The organism is Microcoleus sp. T3_D1 (assembly GCF_036700405.1).
Lineage (GTDB): Bacteria > Cyanobacteriota > Cyanobacteriia > Cyanobacteriales > Microcoleaceae > Microcoleus.
Map to the genome: position 1 here is coordinate 41,359 of NZ_JAUBOV010000034.1, position 12,471 is coordinate 53,829.

Annotated in this window: 11 protein-coding genes and 1 pseudogene; 4 read left to right on the forward strand and 8 right to left on the reverse strand. The window is 47.0% G+C overall.

Features of this window, described 5'->3' with window-relative positions:
• Nucleotides 1–23: 23 nt before the first annotated feature.
• From QT992_RS16805 to QT992_RS16815, 3 genes are all read right to left on the reverse strand, one after another.
• Complete coding sequence (locus QT992_RS16805; protein ID WP_333316652.1) at nt 24–893, reverse strand: Uma2 family endonuclease; 870 nt, start codon at nt 891–893, stop codon at nt 24–26.
• A gap of 257 nt (nt 894–1,150) precedes the next feature.
• A complete protein-coding gene (locus QT992_RS16810; protein WP_333316654.1) occupies nt 1,151–2,059 on the reverse strand; it encodes a tetratricopeptide repeat protein in 909 nt (302 codons plus the stop codon).
• A gap of 191 nt (nt 2,060–2,250) precedes the next feature.
• The gene (locus QT992_RS16815) at nt 2,251–3,465 is read right to left on the reverse strand and encodes a transposase (RefSeq protein ID WP_333316656.1); all 1,215 of its coding nucleotides are present in this window, start codon (nt 3,463–3,465) and stop codon (nt 2,251–2,253) included.
• A gap of 549 nt (nt 3,466–4,014) precedes the next feature.
• On the opposite strand from QT992_RS16815, the gene QT992_RS16820 reads away from it, so the two are divergent.
• Nucleotides 4,015–5,265 (forward strand): hypothetical protein, encoded by a 1,251-nt coding sequence (locus tag QT992_RS16820; RefSeq protein ID WP_333338237.1) that lies wholly within the window; start codon nt 4,015–4,017, stop codon nt 5,263–5,265.
• A 237-nt stretch (nt 5,266–5,502) separates the two neighbouring features.
• Here the strand turns inward: QT992_RS16820 and QT992_RS16825 are convergent, their stop codons facing one another.
• Entirely contained in the window at nt 5,503–6,678 is a 1,176-nt protein-coding gene (locus QT992_RS16825; protein WP_333108202.1) for a homocysteine biosynthesis protein, read from the reverse strand.
• A 309-nt stretch (nt 6,679–6,987) separates the two neighbouring features.
• Between QT992_RS16825 and QT992_RS16830 the strand changes: the two are divergent.
• A pseudogene (locus QT992_RS16830) lies at nt 6,988–7,635 on the forward strand (Uma2 family endonuclease).
• 97 nt (nt 7,636–7,732) lie between these two features.
• Here QT992_RS16830 and QT992_RS16835 read toward each other — a convergent pair.
• The 3 genes from QT992_RS16835 to QT992_RS16845 form a co-directional block, all read right to left on the reverse strand.
• On the reverse strand, nt 7,733–8,905 hold the full coding sequence (locus QT992_RS16835) for an AI-2E family transporter (RefSeq protein WP_333316660.1): 1,173 nt from the start codon (nt 8,903–8,905) through the stop codon (nt 7,733–7,735).
• Between the two features lie 179 nt (nt 8,906–9,084).
• On the reverse strand, nt 9,085–9,702 hold the full coding sequence (locus QT992_RS16840) for a Uma2 family endonuclease (protein ID WP_333338240.1): 618 nt from the start codon (nt 9,700–9,702) through the stop codon (nt 9,085–9,087).
• Nucleotides 9,703–9,998: 296 nt separating this feature from the next.
• Complete coding sequence (locus QT992_RS16845) at nt 9,999–10,187, reverse strand: hypothetical protein (RefSeq protein ID WP_333338243.1); 189 nt, start codon at nt 10,185–10,187, stop codon at nt 9,999–10,001.
• Between the two features lie 141 nt (nt 10,188–10,328).
• Between QT992_RS16845 and QT992_RS16850 the strand changes: the two genes are divergently transcribed.
• Nucleotides 10,329–10,910 carry a Uma2 family endonuclease gene (locus QT992_RS16850; RefSeq protein WP_333338246.1) on the forward strand — a complete coding sequence of 194 codons (582 nt, stop codon included), beginning with the start codon at nt 10,329–10,331 and terminating at the stop codon, nt 10,908–10,910.
• 15 nt (nt 10,911–10,925) lie between these two features.
• Here the strand turns inward: QT992_RS16850 and QT992_RS16855 are convergent, their stop codons facing one another.
• Complete coding sequence (locus QT992_RS16855; RefSeq protein ID WP_333310604.1) at nt 10,926–11,120, reverse strand: hypothetical protein; 195 nt, start codon at nt 11,118–11,120, stop codon at nt 10,926–10,928.
• A 237-nt stretch (nt 11,121–11,357) separates the two neighbouring features.
• Here QT992_RS16855 and QT992_RS16860 point away from each other — a divergent pair, with 237 nt between their 5' ends.
• Nucleotides 11,358–12,455, forward strand: a complete 1,098-nt coding sequence (locus tag QT992_RS16860) for a flagellar assembly protein H (RefSeq protein WP_333338249.1) — start codon at nt 11,358–11,360, stop codon at nt 12,453–12,455.
• Nucleotides 12,456–12,471: the final 16 nt, after the last annotated feature.

Below are 12,471 nucleotides of genomic sequence, written 5' to 3' on the forward strand. Positions count from 1 at the left end.
TTCCCCCATTCTCTCCCGCTATGTCACTCTCCAGCATTCTCCGTCACTTCTTCGACGGATAAACTTAACGCCTCCGCCACTTGTTCCGCACTCAAACCCATTCCCAACAACCGGGGAATTGCATCCCTTCTTGCCTGAAATTCAGCTTGTCGTGCCTGTTCTGCACTCTCGGCTCTTTCCCGCTGTTGTGCCCCTCGCAATCTCTCTAATTCTGCTCTTTCATCGCCAATCAATAGCAAATTACCTTCCTCGTCCCACCAGCGCAGCCAAAGCATACTTTGATTTTGATAACTACCTTGCCAAAGTCCCAATTCTATGCCTAAAGATGCAATGGGAAAATGGCCGCGTTGATTGAGTTCTAACAGTTGATAATACCCCTCCATCAACCGATAAACTTCTAATCGACCGCTGTTAATTTCATAGATGCCGTAATAGGGAATTCGCATCACCTGTTCGTACACCCAAAACTTGCCCGGTTTCGTTATTACCCCTTCATCAGTGCGAGATAAAGGAGTACGTTCGCGCTCTTCATCACCGTTGCCGCTCGCAAATTCCAAAGCAATTAACGGTGCTATGTGTTCTCGCCACAGCACGTAGGAACGGCGAATTTGACCGTCTAAATTAGGAGGTACATTGGGAACATAAAACCAATCAGGAGCTTCTGCACCTTTTTCCGGCGGCTCGGTTTCTCGCCAGTAAATGCCGCAGTCTTGACCGATCGCATATTGTCCGTCTGGATGCCGCTGCTGCAAAATTTGCCCGATCGAATCAGTTAAAATTAAACTTTGCGGGTGTTCCTGAAAATTTTTAACAAAAATACCGTCGGAGTCTGGTAATTGAGTGTGGTCTGGAAAAGCAGGAGGTAGAACAACGCGGTCAACGCTTTGGGTCATAATTCCCTCCGAGGTCTTACATAATTGGTAATTAGTAATTGGTAATCGGTAAAAAGACGCTCCCCGCGAGGACTTATAAACCCGGTTTCGACCTGTATCTATCGTCGTTCAACCAAGATTAATCGTAGAAACCGGGTTTCTTTTCATAAGTTCTGCGTAATTAGGAAAAAAGCCAGTAATTTTGAGTTTAAAGTATTAAGTTTTTAACTTAATACTTTTTCACTGACAAGTCAAAACTCTTTTACTTAGAACTTTCCTTAAGGTTTCGGTAGCGCACCTTCAGGACTAGGAGAAGCAGCCGGTTCGGGAGTCGTCGTAGCCGCAGGAGAAGGCGAAGGAGTGCCACTAGCTAACTGATTTATTTGGTCTTTATAGTTAGGAGGAGCTAACTCACTAGCTCGATCGAACAGCGTTTTTGCCTCATCTGTTTTGCCCTGTTCCTTCAGCACGATCGCCTTTCCTAAAGTCGGGCGAAAATCTTTCGGATTAGCCTTAGCAGATTCGTCGTAAATCGCGATCGCCTCCTCGTAGCGCTTCTGCACAGCATAAACCTGTCCCAAAATCAACTGCACTGAAGTTACATCCACACTTTCCGGTTTCGCTAGATTTGCAGCCGGAGCCGCCTTCAGCGTATCTTGCAGCAGTCCGATCGCAGCTTCCGGCCGCTGCTGCACTAGCAACAAATTCACCAACCCCTGCAAAGCCTTAATTTCCCCAGGCTTAGACGCTAAAATTGACCTGTAAGCTTGAGCAGCCCCTTCGCGATCGCCCGTGCGTTCCTTAGCCTGAGCCAGCAAAATCCCGTATTCAGTAGTCTCAGGATTCAGCGAAGCCAACTTTTCCAAAGGAGCGATCGCATCCTTAATGTCGCCCACTCCTTGCCCGATCAACTCCAGTCGCACCTGCAACAATCCCCGCAAAGCCGTTACATTGTCAGGTTCCCGCTGCAAAACCAATTCGTATCCCCTCGCCTGAGCTTGCAGCAACTCTGATTGCTTCTCCCCAGACTGCGCCGTCTGAGTAGGCGTTGGAGTCGATCGACTTTGCGCTTGGCTGGCCTGGAGAATACTGTTTAAAATTGGCACAAGGGAAAATCCCAAAAAAGCGATGAGCGACAGCACCACCACCACAGTAATCAACCCACGACGCTTGTTTGCTTTTTCCATAATTCAACTATCCCAGCTTAAAATCTACTATTTTCTAAGAATTAAGGCATCGCCGGGGGGCATCTGCCATTTAGCTCGATCGGTGCAACCGTAAACGTTTTTAACTTCATAGTCCGAACGGACAAAGCAGCCTTTTACTTGCAGCTAATATGTTGACACTCCCCACGCATACAATGCGGGGGATTCTTCTCTCACAGGCTCGACTCTAGACCGATATTACTATCGATCCCCGATAGAACGCCTCCAGAAGCAGTTTTACTCACGGGCTGCCCGACCGCAAGGATACCTCTGTCTCTAATTACTTGTGCTGCTGCTGTATCGCGATCAGTGGTGTACCCGCACGACTGACAACTATGGATTCTGACATCCAAGGTTTTCTTACCAGTATGGGTTCCACATTGGGGGCAAATTTGACTCGTATAGTTTTTATCAACACGAGCAAAATACACCCCGCGCTTCCAACACACATGAGACAGAATCGAGAAGAATTGACCATAGGCTGCATCGAGAGTATGTTTACCGAACATCCCCTTTGCCCAAGCCTTAAAATTGATATCCTCAACGAATATCATTCCTGCTTGGTCACATAACCGATGAGCTAATTTATAGTGCCAATCCTTTCTGGTATCACTGATTTTTTGATGAATTCTAGCAATCTTTTTCTGGATATCAAGCCAATTATTAGACCCTTTTCTTTGATGCTTTAATCTTCGTTGCAGTGATTTCAACTCGCGGTGAAGTGCCTGAAAAAATCTCGGTCTGTTGACTAATTCTCCATCTGAAGTTGCGAGGTATTTGTCAAGCCCAATATCTACCCCTAATGGATGTCCTGACGGTGGGCGAGCGGGCAGGTTGACTGCTAACTGGTAGGTCAGCATGACAAAATATCCTGATGCCCTTTTAACTACTCTAATTTGCTTGAGTATAAAACCCTCTGGTGTGGGTCTAGACATTTTCATCCTTACCCACCCAATAGACGGCAGGTTAACCTTTCCCTTCTCCACTGCTGCATCCTTAACAGCCGGGAAAACAAACGATCGCATCCGTTTTTTGAAGCGAGGAAACCCATGCCCTCTATCCCACATTGCCACAAATGCCGACTCTAAAACCTTTAAAGTTTGCTGCAATACTTGCTTGGGAGGGGTCTTTAATTCGGGACAATGCTTCTTAGCTTCTGCCAAACCTTTGCACTGACTAGCATAGGTTGGTCTAGGAGTATCCGGTGAGATAATATACTCACCAATTATCGAACAAGCATTAACAGAAGACTTACGAGAATTAACCCAATCTTTCCGTTCTCGCAAGGCATAGTTATAAACCTGACGACAAACAGACAACCAAATCTCAAATATTTGAACTTGAGATTTGGTCGGACGTAGTTTGTACTCGTGAGTTACTGTTAGCATGATATAATCATATCATGCTTTTAGAAATCAACCAGGATTTTTCTAAGACTGTAGGCGGCCGCATCCGCTGCCGAATTCATCCCCACGCCTGAAGTCGGGGGCTTTCCTCTCGTTTTCCGGTAACAGACCCACAACTCCATGCTAGCTAAACAATTTTGGACACTCAGACCCGCAGCCCCAAGGACTGCGGTGTCTGTCCAATTTAGTATGGTCAAGCTAAAAATTACCGAAAATATGGCGGATCAGGCCGTTAGGTAATTGGATTAAGTAAAATAGGCAAGCTGAATATCCTAAATGCTATTAGCCAGCAACTCCACCTGGGCGCGATCGGCGATCGATCGGTCAGCAACTGCCAAAGTCCTTGCTCGCAAGGATTGTAGCAGCCAGCGAACCGATCGGCACTCGTAGCGTTGAAAGTTGGCGTTGACGGGTCACAACCAGACCTCCGGGCGCAAGCCCGCCTGTCAGGTGCTAGTAGTTTTTAAAGCAGTTTCTTCAGTTTATTCCTAATTTCCCTTAAGGGATGTGTCTCCGCTGCAAGGAGTTTTTATGAACCCCTCTCCCAACCGGTCTTCCAAATCGTCCAAATCTACTTCAAATCGCAAGGATCAGCCGAGCGAACAGGCCGTCAATCCGCCTAAAGATACAGATTCCATTGCTGAGACACCAGACGAAAGTTCGGTGCCTTCGGCGTTGGCTGCACCTGTTGACCCAAATCAACCCGCAACACCAACAGACGCCCCAGCGTCCAAGGATAGGCTGCAACGACCACGCTACAGTTCTGCCCCCGACAAGGACAAAACAAAGCCACAAGACCAGCCCAGCAAGGCTCCTGCACCCCCCGCGCCTGCAGCGTCTTCGACACCTGTCAGCGATACTCCAGCCCTAGCAGTCGTACCGCCCGCAAACGCCGAGCCTGCCGCTAACGAAAGTCAGGCCGCTGAGGACATACCCTCCGTCATGCGCCAACATCCCATTCCCCCCCCCAGCGAACCCAGACAGTACCGAGCTGTTGGTTTGGTGCGGGGCCGCTACACGCCATCAGAAGAGCAATTCACCCGGGGTATGCTGATAGCTGCCGACGGAACTGCCATCGACGCAGTTTTGCTGGGTAGAGTCATGAGTTTAGTCAAAAATCACCTGGAGCTGGAACAAGAACACTTGTGGGTGGTCTATCCCCGCACCAGGCAAGAAGACGGCAACTTGCACGCCCAGATTATGGGAGTTTGGGAGCCGGAAACGCTCAAGAAACCTCCCGAACTGTCCTCTGATGAGGAAAATCAGGAAGCAGCGGAGATTGAGGCTAGCGGCGAAGCATCGACCGCATCTTTGCCTCCCTCGGAACCTGATGTTGAAGATGGCTATTTTTCGATTAGAGGTGAGGTGATTTATCAATCCCAAGACGAAGAAAAGTATGTCATCGTCAAAATCAAGCAAGCTCCCCGCAAGAATGACGACAAGATGAAGTTTTTTAAGTTGAAACTCAAGGGAGATTTAGCTACAAAGGCGATCGGGTTTTTTTGGGATTTCCACGTCAAATTGAAAGCTGAGAGTCTGATGATTGAGCAGGCTAATAATATTGGTGCCCTGCCGATTAAAAAGCGGAAATTCCCCCCTGGCAGCAAGAAGCCAGGCGGCTTCAAAGGAGGGGGAGGGAAGCGTCCCTTTACTCCTAGGCCCAGCGGTGACGGTGCTCCTGTAGGGCGTCCTACCATCAAATCCGCAGCAGCAGCACCACCGCCTGTCCCGAAGGAACCTCTTCCTAAGCCGGTTAAGAAGCCTAAGCCGATCGAGGAATGAACCAATTTTAGATTTTAGATTTTAGATTTTAGATTTTAGATTTTAGGTGAGTGCATCAGTTTCCCATGTGTGCAGTTTTTTACCAGAATTCTTCAATCGAAAATCTAGAATCCTGGACGCACTCGCCGGGAGTAGAAACCGGGTTTCTTGACCAACCACCCAAGCTTTCAGGCCCGCGCTGGCGACAAGAAACCCGGTTTCTGGGACCTGGTGCGTCCACAAATAATCTAAAATCCTTTATTCGAGCCGGACTTGGGCGCCCCACAAATCTTGCGGGAGAAATACTCTGTCGGTGGGTAGGGGAGCAACTGGGGCCGTGAGGGTAAATTGACCCGCTTCAATTTGCTGCTTCAATTCCAATGCTACTTGTCGGGAGAGAAACATACTCGCAAGGGGGGCGGCCCGCACAGGTTTGCCCTCTATCAAGATGCGGCCAGTCTTTAATTGAGCGTAACTAACTAAACCGAATGTGGGACGAACGCGCCGGGGGATAGAGAAATCTACCACCGGCGCTACTATTTTTTTGTCTGATACTGCACAGTGGGCGACGACTGTTTCGTTTAAGACGGGAAAGGGGATGCCGACTCCCAGCATCAGGGATGGGCCGTAGTTTTTGAAGTAGCAGCCGCGCACCCATTTCGAGTTCATCTGTTTCGCGTCGCCGATGAGTGCGAGGGTGGCGGCTGGGCCGATGGGGGTGCGGTTGGGCTGGCGTTTTTGCAGCGGGAAGTGCTGGGTTCCTTCCCAGGTGATGTAGCCGGTGGCGCCTCCTAGGAAGATGCGGGTGCCGATGCCGATGATTTCGAGGTCGGGGTCGTTGAGCAGGGGAGACATGGCTCCAAGGTTCGAGTAGACGGCGTTGCCGAGGTTTGGTTGCAGGGGGCCGAGGTAGGTGAACAGCGGACGATCGCCCCCGTTGACGCCAACAATAAAGTTTTGATATGCGTTGCGGGGATTGAATAAATAAAACTGGTTGATTGTATCGCGGGTAATCGTGGTTTCAAAGGAGGCGCGGGGGTAGCAGTCTGTTACTTGCCCCAAGGCTCGCAACTGCACGGGTTTGCCGGCTATTAAGTCTTCGATGACGTGTCCGCCGCCCCGTTCGCGGGATTCTTCGCCGTCTTCGGCTACTTGGGTGGCTCCCAGGTACAGGTCTACTGCCCCGAAGCCGGAGTAGGCTAAAACGCCGTCTAGCCAGCACTGGCGGATTTTTATCGGGGGGTCGGTATGGCCGAGGTTGATGATTGCACCGGAGGATTCCATCGGCTCGAAGGTGCCGGTGGTAATCACATCGACTTCTTTGGCTGCTTGGGTAATGCTGGTTTCTTGAACTCTTGTTTTGAGTTCTTCGATTGTCCAGACTGTGGCTTTGCCCTGGCTGATTTTATCGTTGATTTCGTCGATCGATCTCATATATTTTAGATTTTAGATTTTAGATTTTAGATTTTGAATAGATTGATTTTGGAGTGATTTTGATTTGGGATTGATTTTAGATTGATGGATTGTCGATCGAGCTGGTTGTTTGAGATAAAAGCAATATATTATAACTGAGAAGTTGCACCATTCTCAATAAGCCTTTTATGAACAGGCTTTTCGGCCTGTTCCACAAGAAAATTCACTCTTTGTGGAACAGGCCGAAAAGCCTGTTCTTGATAATGAGCCAAGATGTAAATTCTAACGGATACAATAACAATATCATAAATCAAATAAAGAGCGATCGCCATGACTCAAGCGATATTAAAACCAGTCACCTTCGATGAATTTATTGACTGGTATCCTGAAAATTCGCTTAACCGTTACGAACTGCAAAATGGAACTATTGTTGAGACGCCTAAAGCAACCGGAGAACATTCAGAAGTAGCGGGCTTCCTTGTCGCTGAACTCAACTTTGAAATCAGACGACTAGGACTTCCTTACTTCGTTCCCAAAGAATGCGTTGTCAAAGCTGATAACGGGCTATCTGGTTGCGAACCGGATGCGATCGTTTTGGACAGGCAAGGGACGGACAGCGAACCGAGATGGAAAAAGTAATCTATCATTACAATGGGTAGTTCTGTCCGGCTAATTGTCGCAGTTGTCAGTACCAATTGGCGGGATGATTACGGCTACAAATTGGTTGACTACGAAGCTTTGGGCATTTCTGAATACTGGATTGCGGACTATTTGGGACTTGGCGGGCGACGCTATATTGGCAATCCTAAACAACCTACTTTTTCTGTTTACCAGTTTGTTGACGGTGAGTATCAAAGTCAGTTTCGGGGCCGTGATAGGGTTGTGTCACCCCCATTTTTGCCGTTGAATTTGACGGTTAAACAAATTTTTAGCGCCCGCAGAGATACGGTAGAAAATGCGAGGCTTGAAGATAGTTAGTTGAGGGTATTCGTACCACAAATTTACTAAGTTTGTAGAGAATACTTCTGTCCTCTAACTGGGAATGAATAAGAACTGAAGTCATTACAAACCTTAACTATTGATTTTCAGGAGTGTCATTTTCTACATTATCTGGGATGTCGGGTTTGTGTTTTGGCAACTTTTCGGGTCGGCTTTCGGCGACTTCTATAGATTCATATTCTTCATGGATAGCCGAATCGATTGCTGCTAAGGTTTTAGGGCTGGCACTCCACTGGTTGAGAATATCTTTAATTAGGACTTCCCTAATCCAAACTTGAGCTACAACGGTGAGGGGGAGAGCTAGCAGTAAGCCTAAAAATCCAAAGAAGGTGGCGAAGAATACTTGAGCTATTAATGTTACTGCTGGCAGTAGTGCTACTTGCTGCGCCATAACGTAAGGGGTGAGGAGGTTGCTTTCAAATTGTTGAATTAGAAAGTAGAGGATGAGTACAAAACCGGCTTTTAAGGGAGAGTCTAAAAGTGCGATCGTCACTGGGGGAATGACGCTCAAACCTGGTCCGATATTGGGTATTAAGTTCAGCAAACCAGCTAAAACAGCGTGGGCTAGAGCTAGGGGAACTTGCAATACTGACAAACCAATTAAACTCAGGAAAGTGATGACGCTCATGCTAATTAAAGCACCGATTACCCATCGACCGAGGGCTATTTCGCATTCATCTAAGATACCCTCGATTCGCCGCCGATAAAAAGAGGGAAATAGTTGGATAAATGCTTTGCGGTAAGATAAAGGTTCTGCTAATGTCATCAATGTCAAAACTATGACTAGCAAAAAGCTGAGTATAACGCCTAATGTGTTGCCAACAAAGGCTCCTGCACCGCCGACGAGTTGGTTGAATAGGGGTTGCAGTTGTTGGATAATGTCGTTAATATCAAGATTCGGTAGTCGCTGACCCATTTGTCCAGAAAAGCGAGATTCAATCTGATCGATCCACTCATTTAATTTTGCTATTCCTTGAGGGGCTCTTTGGGTAAGTTGTTGAAACTGTTGGGCAAATGGTGGTACAATGATTAGGAATAATCCTACGAAGATGAGGACTAGGAAGCTAACGGATAAGAGTACGGCGATCGATCTTTTGAGTCCGAATTTTTGCAAGTAGCGTGCTAGTCTGTTTAAGGCTGTGGCTAAGACGACGGCGGCAAACAGCAGCAGTAGGGCCTGCCTGATTTGCCACAGGATGTAACAAGATGCGATGAGGGCTAATAAGCCCATCCACTGTCCTAGCTTCATTAGATTTTAGATTTTAGATTTTAGATTTTAGATTGAGGAATAGGGTATGGGGAATTACTGCTGGCTAATTGCTCTGCAGCCCAGACGCGATGAATCGCCTGTATACAAGATACAGCAGATGGGCGCGATCGCATCTTTAATCCGATACCCCTACTCGGACATCAGCATAAGCAGCCTCCTCAATTCCCTTTGGCGAACACCTGCTGCGCTGTCAGCTTCAATTCCGGGAAAGTTGGGGACTCAATACCCTCGCTGCCTCTGAACAGTTTGACTTGGTATTCCCCGTCAATTAGTTGGTAAACCGAAAAAGTGGGTTGTTTGGGGTTGCCAATAAACCGTCTGCCGCCCAATCCTAGATAGTCTATAATCCAATATTCTTGAATACCCATTGACTCATATGCCTCAAGCTTTAGGGCATAATCATCACCCCAATTAGTGCTAGTTACCTCGACGATTAGGGGGACTGATGATCCCATTGTGATAATTGATGATTTCTCCCATCGCGGCTCGTTTCCAATGGTTTGTTCGTTAAGTACAATAATATCTGGTTCATATCCCGATTCCTCGCGCATGGGTTTGATGACGCATTCTTTGGGGATAAAATATGGCAGTTGTAGCCTTCGGATTTCAAAGTATAGATCCGCTAGCAGAAAACCTGTTAGTTTAGAATGTTTGCCTGTTGCTTTTGGCATCTCAACAATTTCTCCATTGTGTAGTTCATAGTGGTGTTCTGAATTTTCAGGATACCAGTCAATGAATTCATCGAATGTTACTAATTCAGGTATGATTTGAATCATGGTGAGTGCCTCAACTTTGGTTTCGATAGCTGTACGGGGAATTAAGATTTTGGTAAAAACACAGTCTTTATACCAATTTTTTATGAGGTTGCATAGAATCCGATCCCCCCTAGCCAAGAGGGCGGGCACTCTTGGCACCGCCCCTACTAAGGGGGGGACAAGATTCTTCTCAAAGTCAACCCCTACTCCCCAACAATCAGGGGGAGTAGGGGGTATGCGAGGGGGATCGAGATATGTGCAACTTCACATTGAATTGGTATTAGACCTAGTGTAGATCGCATTTTTGGATGGCGTCTCTACTGCTGCTGTTGGCGCGATCGCCAGCCGAGGATAGCAGCTAGGATGATACTGGGCGTAAAGACGGCGATTAGGGCGTTGAGGTCCGTAGAGGGGATGGATAAGCTAGGCCCTGCATACTTGATGGCCAGGGAAAGGGCGGCGGATAGGGTGAATACTTTGATGATGGGGCTGATGTTGGCGTTCATGGATATGGTAGTTGGTTGTATAATGAGGCATTGAGACTATTATCGCAAGTATTGTGTTGCGGCTGCGATCGCGCCTTAGAGTTTTTAACAGGAAAGAGGCGATGAATGTTGTTTTAAACCCAGAACTTGATTGAGGTTCCCATGATGACACAGACACTCTTACAGCCACTAGAACAACGGTTCATTCATTCCGGGATTAGCTGGCAACAGTTCAAGCTAATTGAACAGGGGTTTTCTGAATCCCCTGGCATCAGGTTGTTTTATTACAGAGGAGAGGTAGAAATCTTGGCAGTTTCGGAAGACCACGAAGCGATTAGTCGCACCCTCACTATTCTTTTGGCTCTTTACTTTGACATCAAAAATATTGAATTTAAACCTACAGGAAGCCGGACTCTAGAAATAGAAGGCGAAGCTTCAGCACAAGCTGACGAATCATATCTTATTGGTAGGTCAACTGGAACCCCTCCCGACTTATCTGTAGAGGTTATCTTCACTAGCGGTACTGTCAAAAAATTGCAGCGCTATGGAGTATTGGGAGTTGCTGAAGTCTGGTTCTGGGAGGATGGTGTATTGGCTATGTATCGCTTGGGTTCTGAGGGTTATGAAAAAATTTCTTCAAGTGTTGTTTTGCCAGATTTAGATATTAATTTACTGTGTCGCTGCTTGCTGATGGCTTCGAGTGTGGAAGCGATGAGAGAGTTTAGGAGGGGGATTTCTGGTTAAGCTATTTTCCTATGATTAACTTGATTTTAGTATGTTGAACGATCGCCAGCTTAGCAGTGCGGCAAGGATAATAGTACAGGTAAACACGGCGATTAGGGCGATCGCAGCGGTAGAGGGTATAGACAGAATGGGCCCGCCGTATTTGATGGTGAGGGAGAGGGCGATCGACATCAAAAATACTTTTAGGATAAATGCGGTGTTTCCGTCCATAGAATTAGCCTGTAGTTGTATAATTGGGCATTGAGACTATTATGGCAAATTTCTGGACTGGGCGTGGGGTTGGGAGGTAAGTAGAGAGCGATCGGACGAACTTACCCAACTGGCAGCGTGATCGCACCTAACAATTTTTTTAACAGGAAAGCGGCAATGAATGTTGTTTTAAACTCAGAAATCGCATAGCGATTAAATGATGATAAAATGCAGTGATAAAAATCAATCATAAATTCCATGACGCGATTCATTCACGATCGCTTTGCCAAAGAATACCTGGAAGAAATGCTCTCTCCCATCGGCACAGTCAATATCGGCCGCGATGTGACGAGCGAAGTCCGAGAAATCGATGTCTATTTCACTCCTGGCGCCCTAATCCCAGAATACACACAGAATCTAGGATTGTTGGGAAAAATGGCAAACACAACTGCAATATTTGAACCGTTTCGCAATCCGATAACTGTCAGCGAAGTCTGGAACTGCGCCAGTAAGTTATTCGATTTGCGAAGAGAATTAGAGCGGCAGGCAAGAAGAGAAAATACTCGCTATGATGATGCTAAGTTGCCCTTCCTGTGGATTTTGACACCGACAGCCTCGAAATCAATAGTGTCTGGGTTTGGTGGAATGCCAAACCTCTCCAATTGGCTGGAGGGAATCTATTTTTTCCCGGAGCACTGGCAAGGGGCAATTGTGGTGATTCACCAGTTGCCAGAAACACCAGAAACCCTGTGGTTGAGGATTTTGGGTAAAGGGAAAGTGCAGCAAAGGGCGATCGCCGAATTGAGCGCTTTAGCCACGGACGATCCGCTGCGGATGACTGCCTTAGAGTTATTATATAGGTTGCAGTCAAATTTAGTGACCGATGCCCCACAGCAATTAGAACCAGAAGAGCGGGAGTTAATTATGGCCATTACACCACTTTTTCAACAACAAATACAAGCAGCACAACAACAAGCTAGAGAAGAAGGGAGAGGAGAAGGGCTAGAACGAGGCAGACAAGAACAACAACGCTTAATTTTATCAGATTTTCTGCCAGGAAGATTCGGAGAATTAAGCCCTAAAATGAGCGTGTTTTTAACGCCTCTATCCAAGTTGTCGGCGACGGAATTTACTCGGATGTTGCTGGCGATATCAATGCTGACAGTCGATGAAGCAGGAAAGCAACAAGCGGTGAAATTGTTGGCGGAATATGTCTTGAGTAGGTACTTTAATGAATCGGTAGATATTCTGGCTATAGCAGTTAGCAATTTACTAGAATTGCCCGTGGTCGAATTGGCTGTGTTGGTAGAAGAACTGCCACAGTTATCGGCTGATGAATTGAGGGCAAGATTATAGAGTTTTTGGAGGAGAG